Raw genomic sequence first — 18,341 nt, 5'->3', positions numbered from 1 at the left:
TGATTAAAAATTCAGGCAGGATAAGTTTCAGTAGGTCTAGATAATTGTCCAAAGCTTTGTTTTAAAAAACAAAAATCAGAATTCTATTTCAATTCACACACAACTTTTGAGAATGATCCCTTATATACATAGTATATAGCTACAAACTCCTCGATAGTAACCAAATTGTCTATTGTAAATAATACATCACTATTGTAACTGGAATTGCCATTGTAAACTTTTCCGTCTCTTATAGTAAGGATGACATCACTTGAGTAATTAGAGTTTTTCTTATATAGCTTCCCATCCTTGATATTCATCAAGATGTCGCTTGAGTAGTTAGAGTTTCCTTTATAGACCTTTCCTTCTTTTACGTTAAATAGAACATCACTTGAGTAATTGGAGTTGTTCTTGTACACTTTATTTCCAGAAACTTTACAAAGAATTTCGCTCGAATAATTTGAGTTTTTCTTATAAACTTTTCCATCCTTAAGATTACAAATAATATCTCCACTGTAATTGGAATTTCCTGAATAAACTTTTGTTTGTGAATTTGATGTACCGACAGAAAGCAGCGTAAAAACGGCAATTATTATATGTTTCATACAGATTTAGGATTTAATCATATCTGCAAAAGATACGATTTTTTTAAATCCTTTTTTTCTAAAATACTCCATTTCTGTTTTGTTTCCGGTAGCTAAAACAAAATCGCCACCCCACGCGCCTAAGCTTTTAACGGTACCTGAAAAATCACTAAATAACTTCGACTTTACTGTAGGAAGGTTTATTATATCTGAAATAATTTGCTCGTGTTCCTTCATCAAGCTTTCAAATTCCTCAAGTGATCTGCAGACTAAAAGTGTATTTGTAATCTCCGAAATTCTCTTAATTGTTGCTTTCGTGACAGTCGCTTTATTAAATCTTGAAATCCCTTGCTTACTGTCTTGTTTTTGATTCAGATAAACAAAAAATATCGAATCGGTGAAACCCCAAGGAAGATGTGCTTTATTTATTTCGGGAATTTCATTGTTTAACCTATATACAATAGGAGTGTCGTTTTGAGCCGCTGCAATATCGTATCCGCTGCCTCCAAAACTATTTTTAAGTAATTGAAATGCATCAACATTGGCCCATTGGGCAATATTGTTTATTAAAGTAGAGGAGGTGCCTAAGCCCCAATTACGAGGAAAATCGAGTGTTGTAATAACGTGAAGCCCCGTGTCATTTAAAAGATATTCAGGATTTAAATTTCGAGCTTCAAGCAAAATATTCGATAAAGTTTTTGAAATGGAATTATTGGTATTTTTACTTTTTAAGCTTTTTAGGTCGAATACATCTGAAAACCAAATGGAGCCTTTTTCATCAAAGCTTTCCCAATGAAGTCCGCTTTTTTCTGAAAATTCAATTTTTAAACTTTGTCCATAAGCCGTTGGAATGGCTAAAGCAGAAGCCCCACTAAGCACGACATATTCTCCTGTGAGTAGTAATTTCCCGTTGCTATGAAAGTTATTAATCAATTTTCTATTCTTCTAAAATCTTCAGCTTCTCAATTCCTTCAAAAATGCTTCTACCGAACTATGGGAAACGGCATTTTCTTTAAAATACACTAAGGCTTTACTTTTTTCATCCTTAGTAGCCTGCATTTGATTCATAATATTCATCAAGTGCATTTTCATATGTCCTTTTTGAATTCCTGTAGTAACTAATGAACGTACTGCAGCAAAATTTTGAGCTAAGCCAGCAACTGCAATTATCTTCATCAATTCTTTAGCATCTGGTTTTTGTAGGATTTCAAAAGCAAGCTTAGTTAAAGGGTGAAGGGAAGTTAACCCTCCAATAGTTCCAATTGCTAAAGGTAATTCAATCCAAAAAGTGAAAGTATCGTCATCAATTTTTGCGTGAGTTAAGCTTCCGTAGTAGTTGTTTTTTGCAGCATAGGCGTGAACTCCAGCTTCAACAGCACGGAAATCGTTTCCAGTAGCCAAAACCACTGCATCTATCCCATTCATTATACCCTTGTTGTGTGTAACTGCTCGTCTTGTTTCCGTTTTTGCTATTTCAATAGCTCTTACAAACTTTTCAGCAAACTGTTTCCCATCGTGGTGTTTTGTTGTAAGTTCATCTACTTTACAGCTTACTTCAGCTCGAACTAAACATTCAGGTACATAGTTGGAGAGTATGCTCATTACAACCTCTGGAAAGATTTCTTCTTTTTGAAAGAGCTCATAGTGTCGCGCCTCTTCTTCAAAAACCTGAGCCATTTTCTCTAAACAACTATTAATGAAATTAGCTCCCATGGCATCCAAGGTTTCAAAAGTAGCGTGGATGTAAAAGTAGCCATCCAGGATATGCGACTTGTCAATTAAAGAAAGTTCTAAAAGTCCGCCACCACGAGCTTTCATATTTTTCTCGATAGATTGAATACTAGTGCGGAGTTTAGGCTTAACTTCTTCAAAAAACGCTTCAATGTTTTTTTCGTCTCCATAGAAATTTAAATGAACTTGGCCGTTCTTTTCTGTAGAAATTACTTCAGCTTTAAATCCGCCACGTTCCAACCAAAATTTTGCAGCATTACTAGCTGCAGCCACAACGGAGCTTTCCTCAATAACCATTGGTAAGGCGTACAATTTATCATTGATTAAAAAATTGGGAGCAATACCAAATGGGAGGTAATAGTTTGAAAGTGTGTTTTCAATAAAATCGTCGTGAAGTTGCTGTAAAGAAGCATCTTCATTCCAGTAATCTTTTAAAATTTGAATGGAATTTGGATTGTTTTGCAGATAATTTTCTGCTAACCATTCAATTTTTTCGGCTTTGGTTTTTTTAGAAAATCCAGAAACGGGCTGATTCATTTACTTAAATATGAGTTCGCTGCAAAGATAGTATTTCGACTTAGTTTCTTAGGAATCATTTAAAAAAGAAAAGGTATTTAGAACAAACTTGTCGTTCTAAATACCTTAAAGATTTACAAAATGTCACAATCAGAGTTTCCCTGATGGGATTTTACTCTTATTTTACTTGTGTACCTTTAGTAGGCATACTCCTAATTTTGAACTTTTTGCGCTTTGGCCTCAATTTTCCAAAAGAGCCAATATTAATTTTTCCGCGTTTGGTTTTTTTGTCTCCTTTTCCCATATTCTAAATTATCTTTTTAGTTGCATAAACGTTGTAAGTCTGACAATACTTTAATTTTTATTTTGTTGTTTTTTGATTGTCTTCTTGTCAATATCAAACTCATTGTTTTCGCGCTTTGTCTTCCCAGTTGGGTTGGTTGGATTCTTTTGCTCTTTTTTTCTTTCAAATTTCTTTTCCATAATCTCTCTGTTTTTTGATTTACCACCAAATTACAGAAATCTGAGTACAAATTATATTAAACTCTTGCTAAATAATGGTTAAACCTCACGGATAGAGGCTATAAAGTTTGAAATTCCACTTTTACCATCCCTAGCAAGTGTTTTTATAAAAGCACTACCAATTATAGCGCCTTTAGTTTTTGAAGTTGCCTGTTTAAAAGTAGTAGCATCCTTGATTCCGAATCCTACAATTAGAGGGTTTTTTAGCTGCATGGAAGCCACACGACTGAAGTAATTCTCTTGATTTTCATCAAATTCATCCGAATTTCCTGTAACACTTGAGCTGCTCACTAAGTAGATAAATCCATCGGAAGCTGTATCGATTTGCCTAATGCGATCATCAGAAGTTTGGGGTGTGACTAAAAATACGTTTATCAAATTGTATTTTTTAAAAATTTCGTGATAATGCTCTTTGTATTCCGACAAGGGAAGATCGGGGAGAATGAGGCCGTCGATGCCTACTTCTGCACATTTTTTACAAAAATCTTCAATTCCATATTGCAGAATAGGATTAAAATACCCCATAATTATAAGTGGAATTGAAACAGTTTTTCGCACATCTTTCATTTGCTGAAAAAGAATTTCGGTGGTCATTCCATTCTTTAAGGCTAGTTGTGAACTTTCCTGAATAGTGGGACCGTCTGCCAAAGGATCGCTAAAAGGCAAACCGATTTCAACCATATCGACACCGTTTTTCTGCAATTGCTGAAGAATTTCAACAGTATCATCCAATTTTGGATAACCAGCAGTGAAATAGATTGACAGTAGTTTTCCTGCCTTGTCGGCTTGTAGGTTTTTTTCTGAAAGTTTATTTTGAATTCTATTCATAGCTAAAAATTGAACCAAATAGGTCTAGATTTAATTAGAGGTTGAAATATTTTATAAAAGTATCAAGGTCCTTATCACCTCGGCCACTTAAATTCACAACAACCACATCATTTTTTTTGAATTTTCTCATTTCAAAAATTGCAAGAGCGTGACTGCTTTCTATTGCGGGAATAATGCCTTCTAGTTTGCACAATTCAAGACCTGCTTTCATCGCTTTATCATCGGTAATTGAGATAAATTCTCCTCGGCCCGAAGTAAATAGATTTGCGTGCATTGGGCCGACTCCAGGATAATCTAAACCAGCAGAAATGGAGTAGGGCTCTGTTATTTGTCCGTCTGCGGTTTGCATTAATAGCGTTTTACTACCGTGAATAATTCCCACTTTTCCTAATGCTGAAGTTGCAGCACTTTCACCACTATCAATGCCTTTTCCAGCGGCTTCTACAGCAATAAGTCCTACGTCTAGATTGTCTAAATAATGGTAAAATGCTCCTGCAGCGTTACTTCCACCGCCAACGCAAGCCACAACAAAGTCTGGGTTTTCGCGATCTTCTTTTTCACATAGCTGTGTTTTTATTTCTTCAGAAATTACACTTTGAAATCTCGCGACCATATCTGGATATGGATGTGGCCCTACAACACTTCCTATAATATAGTGTGTATCAACAGGGTTGTTAATCCAATCGCGAATGGCTTCGTTGGTAGCATCTTTTAATGTTTTACTTCCACTTGTTGCTGGAACCACTTTTGCGCCAAGCATTTTCATTCTAGCAACGTTTGGGGCTTGACGTTTTATGTCAACTTCTCCCATAAAAATAATACATTCTAACCCCATTAAAGCGCAAACGGTAGCTGTTGCAACTCCGTGCTGACCCGCACCTGTTTCAGCGATAATACGAGTTTTACCTAGTCGCTTTGCCATTAAAATCTGCCCGATGGTGTTGTTTACTTTATGAGCTCCTGTATGACAAAGATCTTCGCGTTTTAAATAAATTTTGGTGTTGTATTTTTCTGAAAGACGTTTTGCAAAATAGAGTGGAGTAGGGCGTCCTACATATTCTTTTAGTAATTGGCGGAATTCTTTTTGAAAAGATTCCTCGCCCATAACTTTTAAATAACTCTGCCTAAGCTCTTCCACGTTTGGATAAAGCATTTCTGGAATATATGCACCGCCAAAATCGCCGTAATACCCTTTTTCGTTTACGTTATAATTCATTTTTGAACCTTTTTAAATCTTCAATATTTTTCAAGCCTGGTTTAGTTTCTAATCTGCTGTTTACATCTATTGCGTAAATTGGGAGGTCGGTTTGTAGAAGCTCTTTTAGCGATTCGATTTCATCCAAACCAATGCCACCACTTAAAATGAAAGGTTTTTTAAGTGTATAGTCTTTCAAAATCTCCCAATTGAAAGTGTAGCCGTTTCCTCCTTTTTCCTTTCCTTTTGTGTCGAAAAGAAATTTATCTACTGTGTTTTCATAATTTGATAATTCACTAAAGTCGAATTTATCATCAAGACTAAAAGCTTTCCAAACAAGTGTGTCTGAAAACTCAAGATTAGATTGTAAATCCCGTACATACGCATTGCTTTCGTCACCGTGAAGCTGGATTATATCTAAAGTATGTTTTTTAGTCAATTCAATAACTTTTGAAATGTTTTCATCTACAAAAACACCAACTTTCTTAACGCCTGCAGGCAGTTGTGGGATTTCTTCCGCATTGAAAAATCGCGGACTTTTATCATAAAAGATGAAGCCCAAATAATCTGGCTGAAGTTTTGCTACTTCAGCGATGTTGTGTTTCATGCCGCAGATTTTCAACTTAACATTCATAGGTATATTTTGATATACCTTGCAGGTTTTAAAACCTACAAGGAGCTTATAAAAAGTTTAGCAGTTTCTCCAGGGTTTTCGGTTTTCATAAAGTTTTCACCTATTAAAAATCCTTGAAATCCATAAGTTTTTAGTTCTGAAATGGTTTCAATATCGCTAATTCCGCTTTCAGAAACTTTTACAAAATCATCGGGTATATGTTCCGATAATTTTTTACTCGTTTCTATATTTACTTTAAAGTTTTTTAGATTTCGGTTGTTTACGCCAATCATATCTATACTTGGTAATAATGATTTTTCGAGTTCTTCTAAATTGTGAACTTCCAACAACACTTCGAGATTTAAAGATTTTGCTAGATGGGAATACTGTTTCAACTCTTCAGAAGAAAGACAAGCAGCAATCAATAATATCGCATCTGCTCCGTAGGCTTTTGATTCGTATATTTGATAAGGATCAATTATAAATTCTTTTCTTAAAATTGGGATTGAAGTATGCTTTTCAGCAACCAATAAATCATCTAACGAACCTCCAAAAAAGTTAGAATCTGTCAACATTGAAATCCCTTTAGCTCCAGCTTCTTCATAACCCGTAACTACTTCGTGGATTAAAACTTTATCATTAATAACGGATTTGCTAGGGGAGCGACGCTTGTGTTCGGCAATAATTCCCGTAGTTGAAATCTGTAAAATCTCAGCTAAAGACTTCGTTTCTTTTTTAAACAATGGAAACCTCTCCAATAAACGCGTTGGAATTGCGTCCTTCTTGGCAGCAACTTCTTTTAGCTTGTAAGCTGTTATTTTATCTAAGATTGTCATTTTATTTGTGATTAAGTTTTCGGTTTGAGTTCAGTTTTGGGTTATTTGAAAAATTTTTAATCGCTTTTAAGCAGGTGTTTATTTAAGGTTTTCATTTAGAAAGTTCCTGTAATTTTCTTAATGAATTCAAAGCTTTTCCAGATTGCAGTGATTCTTTGGCTTTTTCAAAACCTTCAAGAATCGTACAATTCTCAAAAACTGAAATTGCCATCCCTGCATTTGCACAAACTACATTGTTTTGAGCTTCGTTACCTTTGCCGTTTAAAATATTTTGAAAGATTTCCGCCGATTCTTTTACTGTTTTGCCTCCATAGATTTCTGATTCCTGAATTTTATTCACTCCAAAATTTTCAGCATTTATGAAACCTTCAGAATTTTTTGAAATTATCTTAGTGGGTCCTGTTAACGAAATTTCATCGTAACCATCAATTGCGTGTAAAACAGCATAATTCTTTTCACTTTTTTGATAGAGATAACCATAGATTCTTGCCATTTCTAAATCGAAAACTCCAACTAATTGATTTTTTGGATTCACAGGATTTACCATGGGACCGAGCATATTAAAGAAGGTTTTTACGCCTAACTCTCTGCGAATGGGAGCAACATTTTTCATTGCTGGATGAAATAATGGAGCGTGTAAAACGCAAATTCCAGCTCTGTCTAAACAGCGCTTTAAGTTGTCTTCATTATTTGTAAAATTAATTCCTAGGGCTTCCATTACATTACTACTTCCGCTAACCGAGGATACACCATAATTTCCGTGTTTTGTGACCTTTACTCCAGCCCCAGCAGTAACAAACGACGCTAAGGTTGAAATGTTAAACGTGTTTTTTCCGTCGCCTCCAGTGCCGCATAAATCTATAGTGTTGTAATCGCTAAAATCTATCGACAAACAAAGATCTAGTAAAGCATCACGAAACCCTTCTAACTCTTCAAGGCATACATTTCGCATCATATAAACCGTTAAGAAAGCAGCTATCTGACTGTGATTGTATTTGCCTTCAGAAATATTTACTAAGACAGCTCTAGCCTCTTCTTTTTCAAGATGCTCGTGATTAATCAATCTGTTTAGAATTTGTTTCATATTAGCTTTCAATCCAATTTTTTACAATCTGTTTTCCCATTGGGGTAAGTACGCTTTCAGGGTGAAACTGAACTCCACAAACATCATATACTTTATGACGTAGCGACATTATTTGTCCGTTTTCATCCAAAGAAGTAACCTCTAAAACTTCAGGAAAACCTTCTTTTGAAACAACCCAACTGTGATATCGTCCTATTTCAAATTCTTTTTCCAATCCTTTAAAAAGGGGTTCGTCGGCTTTTACAATGGTAGCAGTGGTAGCAACTCCATGAAAAACTTTGCTTAAGTTTTCTAATGTTCCGCCAAACACTTCGCCAATTGCTTGTTGCCCCAAACAAACGCCTAGTATTGGTTTTGAAGAGGCGTACTTCTGAATTACTTCCTTCAGCAAACCTGCTTCGTCGGGAATCCCTGGACCCGGTGAAAGCAAAATTTTATCGTAATCCTCAACTTCTTCCAAGGAAAACTTATCGTTGCGTTTAATAGTTACTTCGCAATCTAATTCCTCTAAATAGTGGACTAAATTGTAAACGAAACTGTCGTAATTATCTATTACTAATATTTTCATTTTAAACTTGATCTATTCATTTAAATTATTTTTATACCTAATAGGCTAGAACCATTTTTAAGTTAGATGGATTCTGCTAATTCCAATGCTTTTGTTAGTGCGCCTAATTTATTATAAACCTCTTGTAGTTCATTTTCTTCATTACTTTCAGAAACAACTCCAGCTCCAGCTTGATAATGTAAAGTGTGGTTTTTACTCACGAAAGAGCGGATGATAATGGCGTGATTAAAGTTACCGTTAAAATCCATAAACCCTATGGCACCTCCGTAAAATTCACGGCTTCTGTTTTCGTATTTTTCTAGCAACTGCAAGGCTTTGTGTTTTGGAGCACCACTTAAAGTTCCTGCAGGAAATGTGTCTGCCACAATCTGCATTGTGGGTGTATTCGTGTTTTTTGTTGCAGTAACTTTACTTACTAAATGTATAACGTGTGAGAAAAACTGAACTTCGCGATAGGTTTCAATTTTTACATTAGAGCCGTGACGACTTAAATCGTTACGCGCTAAATCAACAAGCATAACGTGTTCGCTATTTTCTTTTTTGTCTTTGGAAAGCTTTCTTGCCAATTCAGCATCTTGTTCGTCGTTTCCAGTACGTTTAAATGTTCCTGCAATTGGATGAATTTCGGCTGTATTTCCCTTAACAATCAACTGAGCTTCTGGAGAACTTCCAAAGATTTTGAAGTTCCCATAATCAAAATAGAAAAGATATGGTGATGGATTCACACTGCGTAAAGCTCTATAAACATTAAAATCATCTCCGGTAAATTTTTGCGAAAATCGTTTACTCGGCACGATTTGAAAAACATCTCCGCGTTGGCAATGTTCTTTACACTTTTGCACTAGTGCCTTAAAATCTTCATCATCGATATTAGTGGTTCGCGCGCCACTTGTTTTAAATGAATATTCCGCAAAACTCTTCGATTTTAATATTTGTTCAATTTCGGCAATGTTGTTTTCAGTATTATAAGTGTGCGCAAAAATATAAGCTTCGTTATTGAAATGATTGATGGCTATTATGTTTTGATATACCGCGTAATAAATATCAGGGATACCAAGGTTCTCTTCTTTTTTTGTGAGTTTAATGTCTTCAAAATAACGAACTGCATCAAAAGCCATATACCCAAAAAGCCCATTATTTATGAATTTATAGTCGTTAGATTCTGAAGTAAAAGAAGAAGCAAATTTATCGATTATTAAAGGTAGTGAGGTGTTTTGATTAATCTCAATGCTAGTATTTTTTCCATCTGGAAAATGCTGAGAAATAGTTTCGTTTTCAACTTTTATTGAAGCAATAGGGTTGAAGCATATATACGTGAAACTATTGTCGTTGGCGTGATAATCACTGCTTTCAAGCAAAAGACTATTCGGGAATTTATCGCGTAGACGTAGGTAAATAGACACTGGGGTTAGCGTGTCTGAAAGTAACTTTTTTGAATATGTTTTTAACTTGTATTTCATAAGTCTTCGTTTCAATTCTATTCAACGATGGTTTGTATTTTATTTATTATAATTTTTTTGCGGCTTAGTTGAGCCGAATCCAAAAAAAAAGGCTTGTCGTGAATGACAAGCCTTTTTGTATATAATTTATACCATAGGTGTTTCGCTCACGACGTTTTCCGTAAGTTATTCCACCACCAAGTATTTATTGTAATTGTGTTCATAATTTGAAAGTTTAAAGATAGAAAGATTTTTAGAAAAATTGCATTTCAACTTATTAATATTTGAAATTTTGTTTTGCTTAGTACATATTGCTTAATTTTACCAAAAAAATATTTTACTATGGCAGATCTTACACAAGAAGAATGGGCTGAACAACTCAAAAATGACGATAAAGGAGTGATAATTGACGTTCGTACGTACGCAGAATTTGAAGAAGGTCATATACCTGAAGCAAAACAAATTGATATATACAACGGAGCCGAATTTCTTAAACAAGCTAAAGAATTAGATCCTGAAAAAAACTATTACGTATACTGCCGTTCTGGAGGTAGAAGCGCCCAAGCTTGTATGTTGTTAAACTCTGTTGGAGTAAAAAACGCATATAATCTTAAAGGTGGTATTACAGAGTGGGAAGGTGAAATTGTTGAATAAAAACATCATTATGAAAAATATTATAACCCTATTTGGGCTTACAATGCTATTGCTTTTTACTGCGTGTAAAGACAAAACTGTAGCCCAAGAAGTAAGCGTAATTCCGCCACAGGAATTTGAAATGGCTATTTCAAAAAACAAAGTACAATTATTAGACGTTCGTACTTCTGAAGAATTTGAAGCTGGACATATTGAAAATGCTGTGAATATCGATGTTTTACAAGATGATTTTACAAGTAAAATAAAAGACTTAGATCCCAAAGAACCAGTTTATCTTTATTGCCGCAGCGGAAGAAGAAGCGAAAAAGCCTCAACTATTCTTAAAGGTTTAGGGTTTGAAGAAATTTATGATTTAAAAGGCGGGTTCCTTAATTGGGAAAGTGAAGGACTTGAGGTTGAAAAGTAATTTCTTTCATAATTTTTTTAACTAACTGAATGCCTAGGCGTTAAACTGACGCCAAATTGCTATTTAAGCATATATCTTTTTACGAAACCTTCGTATCTTCATTGTATTGAATAAAAATACAGTATATATGGAGAGAGATGAGATGCTAATTTTAAATGAAATAAAAGCTTTAATTAGTAAGAGTTGTAAATTTGAAAATATGCCAAATGAGAGATTTCAAAATTTCCACAAAGACTTTTTTAAATTTTCATTTGAGTTGGTAAATGTAAAAATAGATTACGAAGCGAAACAGATCTTTACGTCAAACGCTAAGCCTCTTACTACAGACCTAGTTCGACTTTTTGATATGAATACTGCCTTAGCAGATAAGCTGTCATATACCGATTTAGAAGAAACATTATTAGGCTGTCTTAAAACCGGACATTTGCAAAACCATAGATATGAACTTTTTCTTCAAGAATATGGCGGTAATCCTTTTGATGATTCTGAGTTTTTATGTGCTTAAGCATTGATTTACATTTCATTTACAACGGCCTATTTCTTTAGCTAAATTCACAATAAAAATTAGATTTATTTCTCTGTTTTGATTTCCGTTTAACTAATTAATTTACATTCTTAAAACCGTTTTTTATCTGTTTAATTTCACTTAAATTTGCAGCCTAAAATTTTATTCAATTGGCAAAACAAATTACAGATACAATCTTAATGATTCGCCCAGTAGCGTTTAGGATGAACGAAGAAACGGCGGTTAATAATTTTTTCCAGGAGGACTTAGCACTAAAAAATGCTGAAATTAATGCAAATGCTCAATTCGAATTTGATGCATTTGTAGAGAAATTACGCGCAGTAGGTGTTCAGGTAATTGTGGAAAATGATATTAAAGAAATGGATACTCCAGACTCTATCTTTCCAAACAATTGGATTAGTTTTCACCAAAATGGAGATATAGGTTTGTATCCTATGTTTGCTGAAAATAGACGTCGTGAAAGACGAGAAGAGATTTTGGAGCGTCTAGAAAAAGAAGGATTTGTAATTAATAATGTCTACGATTATACCTCTGCAGAAGATGAAGGTATTTTCCTTGAGGGAACAGGTAATTTATTGCTTGATCGTGTGAATAAAAAAGCATACTGTGCTCTTTCTCCACGTGCTCACGAGGAGTTATTGATTGAGTTTTGTGAAGACTTTGAATATACGCCAGTAATCTTCACAGCAAATCAAACTGTGGATGGCAAACGATTTCCAATTTACCATACAAACGTAATGATGTGTCTAGGAGAAGACTTTTGTGTTATCTGCTTAGATACCATCGACGATGCCAAAGAAAAGAAAAATGTACTTCACCATTTAAAAGAAGATGGTAAAAAAGTAATTGCTATTACTGAAGAACAGATGCATCATTTCGCAGGGAATATGCTGCAAGTTCAAGGTAAGGATAAAAAGTACTTAGTAATGAGTACTGCGGCGCATAAAAGTTTGACCAAAGAACAAATTTCAGAAATTGAAAAGCATTGTGAGATTTTAAGTAGCGAACTCACTACCATTGAAACTTGTGGAGGTGGAAGTGCTCGCTGTATGATGGCTGAAGTTTTTCTTCCAAAAGAATAAGCTAAGTTTTCGGCTGAGTTTTACTGATATTGCGAATCATTCCATCAAAAATAAAATAGTGGAACGGAAGCATTGCATACCAATATAACCTTCCCCAAATACCTTTGGGCCTAAAGGTTGCCGTTTGTATAAGCTCATTTTTTTCGTTGATGCAAAACTCTAACCAAGCTTCACCAGGTAGTTTCATTTCGGCAAATAGAAGTAATCTTTTGTTTTCTTTATCGGCATAAAGTACACGCCAAAAATCTAAAGCATCTCCCGTGTTAATCCTTTTTGGGTCGGTACGTCCTCGGCGTAACCCTACACCACCAAATAAGCGATCTGCGAAACCGCGTATTTTCCAGAGATAATTTCCGTAATACCAGCCATTTTCGCCGCCGATAGCCCAAATATTGTCTAAAACCATTTCGGGGTTTTCTACTTCAACCACTTTTTCATCTTTTAAACACCCGTATTTTGGAACCTGAATATATTGTTTCAAATTTGTGATTCTTCCAGCTACTAACGAATCTTTCCAACTCGATACTACAAGATTCTGTTCGATTTTTTCAAAAGCTTTTTTAATTGCTTCTTCATAAGATATCGGCTGAATGTTCAAAATTTCTTGAAGATTATTGTCGTTAGCAACAACTTCCATCTTCATGCTATCAACTAGGTTTACGGCTAACTTATATGAAGTTGAGGTTACAAAATACAACCAATAAGAAGAGAGTCTTGGAGACATAATCGGAACTGGAATAATCCAAAGTTTTAAACCTCGAATCTTGGAATATTTCATCAGCATTTCTTTGTAAGTTAAAATGTCTGGCCCTCCAATATCAAAAGATTTATTGAAACATCTATCATTATCTAAAACCCCGTATAGAAAGTTAATCACATCGCGAATTGCAATAGGTTGTATTCTTGTTTTTAACCATTTTGGTGCAATCATTACGGGTAACTTTTCGCATAAGTCTCTAATGATTTCAAAAGAAGAGCTGCCGCTTCCAACCACTATTCCTGCACGTAGTACCGTTAAATTATAATTTCCTTTGTAAAGTATTTCTTCTACCTTTTTTCTTGAGGAGAGATGTTTAGATAATTCTTCTTGATTTACAATTCCACTTAAATATATCACCTGCTTAACAGAAGTAGTAGCCATATATTTATTAAAGTTAATTGCCGACCGCGCTTCCATTTCGTCAAAATCTGTAGTGGAGCTACTCATTGAGTGAATTAAGTAGTAAGCAGCATCAATATCTTTTGGAAAATCGTCTGTGTTTACCTCTTCAGCAAAATCTACTTCAACAACTGATACTTTTTTTGTGGTTTCAGGATCTAAAGGAAGTCTATTTTTATCTCGGACGGCGCAAATTACTTCGTGACCGTTTTGTAGAAGTTCGGGTAGTAATCGCATGCCAATATATCCATTGGCTCCAGTTAGTAGTATTTTCAAAGGTTCTAGTTTTATTTAAAAGTAATTGAAAATAATTAAAGCTATGCTAATTTGTAGTTAACATATTAGGCATTTATAAGTAATATCCTATCTTTAAGAATTCAACCAAACAAATATCTTTCTATGAAAATTTTAAAAGTAGCTCTTCTTGTTATTGGAGTAGCTCTAATAATTATTGGTCTTTACAATGCATTTGTTCCTCAATCTGTTCTAGAACTAGGCCCTTTAGAGGTTAATGCAAAAGAAGGTTTGTCTAATCAAACTTTAGGGATGATAGGTATAGGTGTATTAGCACTTGTGGGCGGAGCACTGTTGAAGAATAGGAGTTAAACTTTAGTTGTATATAGTTTTCAAAGTTGAAATAACTGCGGAACTGATATATTCTACACCAATTGAAATTACAATAAATCCTACTATTCTGGAGATAGCATTAATTCCTGAAGCTCCTAATATTTTACTTATATAGTGCGAGCTTCTTAAAATAAGTAGCGTAGCGATACCAACGGCTATTACTGCGAGGATAACGAATGCCATTTCACTCCATCCTTGGTATTCCTGATTAAAAGTAATTAATAATGAAATTGATCCAGGACCTGCAAGCATTGGTATTGCTAGAGGTGTAAGCGAGAATTTTTCACGCTTGTCTAAATCCTTTTTAACGCGCTTGTTTTTCATTCCCTTGTGTTTGGAAAAACTCCCTGTTAACAAGGCAAATCCAGAGGTTACGATTATCATTCCCCCAGCAATTCGCAAAGCGTTTAAACTTATTCCGAAAAAGTCTAATAAATAGGTTCCTGCAAAAAATGAAATTATTAAAATCACAACCACATTAACGGAAGTTAATAATGCAGTTTGATTGCGTTCTCGATTTGTCTCTTCAGTAGTTAAGCCAACAAATATTGGAACAGTGCCTAAGGGATTTATAACCGAAAAAAGTGCTGCAAATACGTATAAAAAAATGTCCATAGTTTTTTCTGCAAAGGACGCACGGCTTCTCGACTTAGACTTTACCAGAAGTTTAAATAAAGGTTAAGTGATAGGTTTGAAAATTTCAGAAATATCAATTCGGATTTAAGGTTTCAAAAAAGTATCTTTGCCGATTAACTCTAAGGCATTAGCGAAAGAGTTTTCCACTTTATATTCGATGTTATGACACTCCAAGAAACCCTTGAAATTAAAATTAAAGAAGCAGTTAAAAGCATTTATGACGCTGAACTTCCATCGGTAGAATTACAGCCAACACGTAAAGATTTTGAAGGCGATATTACCGCAGTTGTATTTCCTATGCTTCGGGTGGTTAAAGGTAATCCTGTACAAATTGGTGAATCCATCGGTAATTATTTAGTTGAAAATGTTGAAGAAATTGAAAAATTCAACGTTGTTCAAGGATTCTTGAATATAGTTTTAAGTGATTCGTATTATCTGAATTTCTTTAATTCAGTGACCGATTTTTCAACTTACGGAAAAGTGCCGCAAGGAAGTGAAGCTTTGATGGTTGAATATTCTTCACCAAACACAAACAAGCCTTTACACTTAGGACATGTTAGAAATGTTTTACTTGGATATTCAGTTTCTGAAATTGAAAAGGCTGCAGGAAAAAAAGTATATAAAACTCAAATTATCAACGACCGTGGGATTCATATTTGTAAAAGTATGCTCGCTTGGGAGAAGTTTGGAAATGGTGAAACTCCAGAATCTACCAATTTAAAAGGCGATAAGTTAGTTGGTAACTACTATGTAAAATTCGATCAAGAATACAAGAAGGAAATTGTAGCTTTAAAAGCTGAAGGTAAAACTGAAGATGAAGCTAAAGCACAAGCCCCACTTATGCTAGAAGCACAAAATATGCTTAGAAAATGGGAAGCAGGTGATAAGGAAACTGTGGACTTGTGGACTAAGATGAATGGTTGGGTTTACGAAGGTTTTGAGGAAACTTATAAATCTATTGGCGTAGATTTCGATTTCTATTACTACGAAAGTGATACTTATTTATTAGGAAAAGATATTATAGATGAAGGTCTTAAAAAGGGCGTTTTCTTTAAGAAAGATGACGGCTCTGTTTGGTGCGATTTAACCGAAGATGGCCTTGACGAAAAACTTGTTTTAAGAAGTGACGGTACTGCGGTGTATATGACTCAGGATTTAGGAACAGCAGTACAACGTGTAAAAGATCATCAAGATGTAGGTGGGATGATTTACACTGTAGGAAATGAACAAGACTACCATTTTAAGGTATTGTTTTTAATCCTTAAAAAACTTGGTTATAAATGGGCAGAAAACCTGTTTCACTTAAGTTACGGTATGGTGGATCTTCCATCTGGTAAAATGAAAAGTAGAGAAGGAACCGTGGTTGATGCGGATGATTTAATTGCTCAAATGACAGCCACTGCTCGCGAGATTTCAGAAGAACTAGGGAAAATCGACGAGTTTTCTGATGAAGAAAAAGAAGCGCTATACAGAACTATTGGTCTAGGAGCTTTAAAGTATTACATACTTAAAGTTGACCCGAAAAAGCGAATTTTATTCAATCCAGAGGAAAGTGTAGATTTCCAAGGAAATACAGGTCCTTTTATTCAATATACTTACGCTAGGATTCAGTCTATTTTGCGAAAGGCGGCTTCTACGTCACAAAGCGTAGACTCTTCCAAAGTTACAATGCATCCAAAAGAGAAAGAGCTGATAAAAATAATTAAGCAATATCCTGAAGCAATTCAGTTGGCAGCACAAAACTATAGCCCTGCACTTATTGCCAACTACACCTACGACTTGGTGAAGGAATTTAATAGTTTTTACCAAAACGTGCCAATTTTAGCAACAGACAATGAAGTTGAAAAAGCTTTCCGTGTAAAGCTTTCTGCAGCAGTTGGAGAAGTTATAAAAAGTGCGTTTGGGCTATTAGGAATTCAAGTGCCGGAAAGAATGTAATCTTGAATTAATAAAGAGATGCTTCCGTCTATTTAATAGGGGAGGTGTAAAAAAAAGCCGCTTCATTTTGTTGAAGCGGCTTTTTTTATTTTGACTTAATTTCATCTTTATCTAAATGATAAATCTCCATAATTCCTTCTAGAACTTTTTCGAAATCGATATTCAGGTCAATAAGTTTTCCTGTTCCTATATCCATTACCCATCCGTGTACAGACAATCTTCCTTGACGAACAGCAATTTGTACATCGGCTGTTTTAATAACGTTTACACACTGTTCTTGAACATTAAGTTCTACCAAGCGTCTGTATTTTTCTTCTTCACAACCTATTTCATTAAGCTCATCGCGATGTATGCGGTAAACATCTCTAATATTTCTAAGCCAAGGATTTAATATTCCTAGGTCTTTGGACTCCATAGCAGCTTTTACACCTCCACAGCCATAATGACCACAGATAACAATGTTTTTTACTTTTAAAACACTTACAGCGTAATCAATTACACTCATCGCGCTTAAGTCTAAATTGGATACCATGTTGGAAATGTTTCGCATAACAAAAACATCTCCAGGCTTAACACCCATAACCTCTTCTGCAGTAACCCTGCTATCGCTACAACCTATATAAAGAATATCAGGATTTTGTCCATTAGCTAGGTTTTTGAAATAATCTGGATCTACTCCTAGTTTTTTGTTAACCCAGTTTTGGTTGTTTTTAAATATTTGCTCAATGTCCATTTATTTCTGTTATTATATTTTGTAGTAAAAATAATTTTAAATTGTTTTTACCTAAAAGTAATGGCGATGTTTTTTTAAATTTCTAACACTCTCCTAAACGAAACAAATGCCTTTTTCCAATAAGCTTCATTTAATGAGGATATTATAACTCCTGCGCTCGTTGAAGAATGGATAAATTTTATTTCTCCATCTATTGCTTCAACTATTATACCTACGTGGTTAATTGTGTTTCGACGGCTGGTTTTAAAGAATACTAAATCTCCTTCTTCAACTTCATCTTTTGTAATAGGAATGCCTTTGGTTGCCATATCTCGAGAAATCCTTGGCAAGCTGATATTTTCTTTTTCAAATGCTACACATACTAATCCTGAGCAGTCCATTCCAGCTTCGGTAGTACCTCCAAACTTATAGCGCGTTCCTTCAAAAGTTTTGGCGTAGCTTATAATTTTATGCTTAATAGCTTCTAATTTCTCCTTAGCACTATCTAGGAAAGCTTCCTCTTCTGGTTCCTCAAAAGTTAATGCATTACTTTTCTGAACTGTAATATTCTTTATGGGCTTCTTCTTATTCAAGTTAACTTTACTTGTTTCATTAACCGGGTAGATAGAAGTATTTCGTGTAGTACCACACGATACTAGAAACAATGTGAAAAATGATAGCAACAGTATTTTTTTCATTTCAAGAA

The 18,341-nt window shown here is 34.7% G+C and carries 22 protein-coding genes; 6 read left to right on the top strand and 16 right to left on the bottom strand.

The features are described 5' to 3' along the window. Positions 1–83: 83 nt before the first annotated feature. The 12 genes from H4O20_RS07005 to H4O20_RS06955 all read right to left on the bottom strand — a co-directional run bounded on the left by H4O20_RS07005 (position 84) and on the right by H4O20_RS06955 (position 9,916). A complete protein-coding gene (locus H4O20_RS07005) occupies positions 84–584 on the bottom strand; it encodes a hypothetical protein (RefSeq protein ID WP_185098734.1) in 501 nt (166 codons plus the stop codon). A gap of 6 nt (positions 585–590) precedes the next feature. Beyond that, positions 591–1,496 (bottom strand): GYDIA family GHMP kinase, encoded by a 906-nt coding sequence (locus H4O20_RS07000; RefSeq protein ID WP_221442762.1) that lies wholly within the window; start codon positions 1,494–1,496, stop codon positions 591–593. A gap of 21 nt (positions 1,497–1,517) precedes the next feature. Next, positions 1,518–2,831 (bottom strand): hydroxymethylglutaryl-CoA reductase, degradative, encoded by a 1,314-nt coding sequence (locus tag H4O20_RS06995; protein WP_185098733.1) that lies wholly within the window; start codon positions 2,829–2,831, stop codon positions 1,518–1,520. A gap of 157 nt (positions 2,832–2,988) precedes the next feature. Further along, positions 2,989–3,114 carry a 30S ribosomal protein THX gene (locus H4O20_RS06990; RefSeq protein WP_139856681.1) on the bottom strand — a complete coding sequence of 42 codons (126 nt, stop codon included), beginning with the start codon at positions 3,112–3,114 and terminating at the stop codon, positions 2,989–2,991. Positions 3,115–3,164: 50 nt separating this feature from the next. Beyond that, positions 3,165–3,293 carry a hypothetical protein gene (locus H4O20_RS15150; protein WP_260402650.1) on the bottom strand — a complete coding sequence of 43 codons (129 nt, stop codon included), beginning with the start codon at positions 3,291–3,293 and terminating at the stop codon, positions 3,165–3,167. Between the two features lie 78 nt (positions 3,294–3,371). Then, positions 3,372–4,160, bottom strand: a complete 789-nt coding sequence (trpA, locus tag H4O20_RS06985; protein ID WP_185098732.1) for a tryptophan synthase subunit alpha — start codon at positions 4,158–4,160, stop codon at positions 3,372–3,374. A 34-nt stretch (positions 4,161–4,194) separates the two neighbouring features. Then, complete coding sequence (gene trpB / locus H4O20_RS06980) at positions 4,195–5,376, bottom strand: tryptophan synthase subunit beta (RefSeq protein WP_185098731.1); 1,182 nt, start codon at positions 5,374–5,376, stop codon at positions 4,195–4,197. Next, complete coding sequence (locus H4O20_RS06975) at positions 5,366–5,962, bottom strand: phosphoribosylanthranilate isomerase (protein ID WP_185098730.1); 597 nt, start codon at positions 5,960–5,962, stop codon at positions 5,366–5,368. The genes trpB and H4O20_RS06975 overlap by 11 nt, the downstream gene beginning before the upstream one ends. A gap of 62 nt (positions 5,963–6,024) precedes the next feature. Then, a complete protein-coding gene (gene trpC, locus H4O20_RS06970) occupies positions 6,025–6,804 on the bottom strand; it encodes an indole-3-glycerol phosphate synthase TrpC (RefSeq protein ID WP_185098729.1) in 780 nt (259 codons plus the stop codon). 91 nt (positions 6,805–6,895) lie between these two features. After that, on the bottom strand, positions 6,896–7,888 hold the full coding sequence (gene trpD, locus H4O20_RS06965) for an anthranilate phosphoribosyltransferase (protein WP_185098728.1): 993 nt from the start codon (positions 7,886–7,888) through the stop codon (positions 6,896–6,898). 1 nt (position 7,889) lies between these two features. Next, positions 7,890–8,456: an aminodeoxychorismate/anthranilate synthase component II gene (locus tag H4O20_RS06960; RefSeq protein WP_185098727.1), complete on the bottom strand. Its 567-nt coding sequence runs from the start codon at positions 8,454–8,456 to the stop codon at positions 7,890–7,892. A 62-nt stretch (positions 8,457–8,518) separates the two neighbouring features. After that, the gene (locus H4O20_RS06955) at positions 8,519–9,916 is read right to left on the bottom strand and encodes an anthranilate synthase component I family protein (RefSeq protein WP_185098726.1); all 1,398 of its coding nucleotides are present in this window, start codon (positions 9,914–9,916) and stop codon (positions 8,519–8,521) included. A 321-nt stretch (positions 9,917–10,237) separates the two neighbouring features. Between H4O20_RS06955 and H4O20_RS06950 the strand changes: the two genes are divergently transcribed. From H4O20_RS06950 to ctlX, 4 genes are all read left to right on the top strand, one after another. After that, positions 10,238–10,549: a rhodanese-like domain-containing protein gene (locus H4O20_RS06950; RefSeq protein WP_185098725.1), complete on the top strand. Its 312-nt coding sequence runs from the start codon at positions 10,238–10,240 to the stop codon at positions 10,547–10,549. A gap of 10 nt (positions 10,550–10,559) precedes the next feature. Further along, a complete protein-coding gene (locus H4O20_RS06945) occupies positions 10,560–10,955 on the top strand; it encodes a rhodanese-like domain-containing protein (RefSeq protein WP_260402649.1) in 396 nt (131 codons plus the stop codon). A 127-nt stretch (positions 10,956–11,082) separates the two neighbouring features. Then, the gene (locus H4O20_RS06940; protein WP_185098724.1) at positions 11,083–11,460 is read left to right on the top strand and encodes a hypothetical protein; all 378 of its coding nucleotides are present in this window, start codon (positions 11,083–11,085) and stop codon (positions 11,458–11,460) included. A 200-nt stretch (positions 11,461–11,660) separates the two neighbouring features. Then, positions 11,661–12,563 carry a citrulline utilization hydrolase CtlX gene (gene ctlX, locus H4O20_RS06935; RefSeq protein WP_185098736.1) on the top strand — a complete coding sequence of 301 codons (903 nt, stop codon included), beginning with the start codon at positions 11,661–11,663 and terminating at the stop codon, positions 12,561–12,563. 1 nt (position 12,564) lies between these two features. Here the strand turns inward: ctlX and H4O20_RS06930 are convergent, their stop codons facing one another. Continuing rightward, positions 12,565–13,998, bottom strand: coding sequence for an SDR family oxidoreductase (locus H4O20_RS06930; RefSeq protein ID WP_185098723.1), 1,434 nt, complete (start codon positions 13,996–13,998; stop codon positions 12,565–12,567). Positions 13,999–14,121: 123 nt separating this feature from the next. Here H4O20_RS06930 and H4O20_RS06925 point away from each other — a divergent pair, with 123 nt between their 5' ends. After that, entirely contained in the window at positions 14,122–14,328 is a 207-nt protein-coding gene (locus H4O20_RS06925) for a hypothetical protein (protein WP_139856670.1), read from the top strand. A gap of 3 nt (positions 14,329–14,331) precedes the next feature. On the opposite strand, the gene H4O20_RS06920 is transcribed toward H4O20_RS06925, so the two are convergent. Further along, positions 14,332–14,964 carry a MarC family NAAT transporter gene (locus H4O20_RS06920; protein ID WP_139856669.1) on the bottom strand — a complete coding sequence of 211 codons (633 nt, stop codon included), beginning with the start codon at positions 14,962–14,964 and terminating at the stop codon, positions 14,332–14,334. Between the two features lie 183 nt (positions 14,965–15,147). Here H4O20_RS06920 and argS point away from each other — a divergent pair, with 183 nt between their 5' ends. Further along, positions 15,148–16,923: an arginine--tRNA ligase gene (gene argS, locus H4O20_RS06915; protein WP_185098722.1), complete on the top strand. Its 1,776-nt coding sequence runs from the start codon at positions 15,148–15,150 to the stop codon at positions 16,921–16,923. 85 nt (positions 16,924–17,008) lie between these two features. On the opposite strand, the gene H4O20_RS06910 is transcribed toward argS, so the two are convergent. Both H4O20_RS06910 and H4O20_RS06905 read right to left on the bottom strand, forming a co-directional pair. Beyond that, complete coding sequence (locus H4O20_RS06910; protein ID WP_185098721.1) at positions 17,009–17,656, bottom strand: carbonic anhydrase; 648 nt, start codon at positions 17,654–17,656, stop codon at positions 17,009–17,011. 74 nt (positions 17,657–17,730) lie between these two features. Next, the gene (locus H4O20_RS06905; protein WP_185098720.1) at positions 17,731–18,333 is read right to left on the bottom strand and encodes a C40 family peptidase; all 603 of its coding nucleotides are present in this window, start codon (positions 18,331–18,333) and stop codon (positions 17,731–17,733) included. Positions 18,334–18,341 lie beyond the last annotated feature (8 nt).

The organism is Aequorivita sp. 609 (assembly GCF_014212065.1).
GTDB lineage: Bacteria > Bacteroidota > Bacteroidia > Flavobacteriales > Flavobacteriaceae > Aequorivita > Aequorivita sinensis.
The sequence above is the reverse complement of the archived record's forward strand: the minus strand, read 5'-3'. Positions and strand labels throughout refer to the sequence as shown.

What these genes read in the sequence shown, in the direction of transcription:
- H4O20_RS07005 (WP_185098734.1), bottom strand. Translation starts at nt 584, where the DNA reads ATGAAACATATAATAATTGCCGTTTTTACGCTGCTTTCTGTCGGTACA.
- H4O20_RS06995 (WP_185098733.1), bottom strand. Translation starts at nt 2,831, where the DNA reads ATGAATCAGCCCGTTTCTGGATTTTCTAAAAAAACCAAAGCCGAAAAA.
- H4O20_RS06990 (WP_139856681.1), bottom strand. Translation starts at nt 3,114, where the DNA reads ATGGGAAAAGGAGACAAAAAAACCAAACGCGGAAAAATTAATATTGGC.
- H4O20_RS15150 (WP_260402650.1), bottom strand. Translation starts at nt 3,293, where the DNA reads ATGGAAAAGAAATTTGAAAGAAAAAAAGAGCAAAAGAATCCAACCAAC.
- trpA (WP_185098732.1), bottom strand. Translation starts at nt 4,160, where the DNA reads ATGAATAGAATTCAAAATAAACTTTCAGAAAAAAACCTACAAGCCGAC.
- trpB (WP_185098731.1), bottom strand. Translation starts at nt 5,376, where the DNA reads ATGAATTATAACGTAAACGAAAAAGGGTATTACGGCGATTTTGGCGGT.
- H4O20_RS06975 (WP_185098730.1), bottom strand. Translation starts at nt 5,962, where the DNA reads ATGAAACACAACATCGCTGAAGTAGCAAAACTTCAGCCAGATTATTTG.
- trpC (WP_185098729.1), bottom strand. Translation starts at nt 6,804, where the DNA reads ATGACAATCTTAGATAAAATAACAGCTTACAAGCTAAAAGAAGTTGCT.
- trpD (WP_185098728.1), bottom strand. Translation starts at nt 7,888, where the DNA reads ATGAAACAAATTCTAAACAGATTGATTAATCACGAGCATCTTGAAAAA.
- H4O20_RS06960 (WP_185098727.1), bottom strand. Translation starts at nt 8,456, where the DNA reads ATGAAAATATTAGTAATAGATAATTACGACAGTTTCGTTTACAATTTA.
- H4O20_RS06955 (WP_185098726.1), bottom strand. Translation starts at nt 9,916, where the DNA reads ATGAAATACAAGTTAAAAACATATTCAAAAAAGTTACTTTCAGACACG.
- H4O20_RS06950 (WP_185098725.1), top strand. Translation starts at nt 10,238, where the DNA reads ATGGCAGATCTTACACAAGAAGAATGGGCTGAACAACTCAAAAATGAC.
- H4O20_RS06945 (WP_260402649.1), top strand. Translation starts at nt 10,560, where the DNA reads ATGAAAAATATTATAACCCTATTTGGGCTTACAATGCTATTGCTTTTT.
- H4O20_RS06940 (WP_185098724.1), top strand. Translation starts at nt 11,083, where the DNA reads ATGGAGAGAGATGAGATGCTAATTTTAAATGAAATAAAAGCTTTAATT.
- ctlX (WP_185098736.1), top strand. Translation starts at nt 11,661, where the DNA reads ATGATTCGCCCAGTAGCGTTTAGGATGAACGAAGAAACGGCGGTTAAT.
- H4O20_RS06925 (WP_139856670.1), top strand. Translation starts at nt 14,122, where the DNA reads ATGAAAATTTTAAAAGTAGCTCTTCTTGTTATTGGAGTAGCTCTAATA.
- H4O20_RS06920 (WP_139856669.1), bottom strand. Translation starts at nt 14,964, where the DNA reads ATGGACATTTTTTTATACGTATTTGCAGCACTTTTTTCGGTTATAAAT.
- argS (WP_185098722.1), top strand. Translation starts at nt 15,148, where the DNA reads ATGACACTCCAAGAAACCCTTGAAATTAAAATTAAAGAAGCAGTTAAA.
- H4O20_RS06910 (WP_185098721.1), bottom strand. Translation starts at nt 17,656, where the DNA reads ATGGACATTGAGCAAATATTTAAAAACAACCAAAACTGGGTTAACAAA.
- H4O20_RS06905 (WP_185098720.1), bottom strand. Translation starts at nt 18,333, where the DNA reads ATGAAAAAAATACTGTTGCTATCATTTTTCACATTGTTTCTAGTATCG.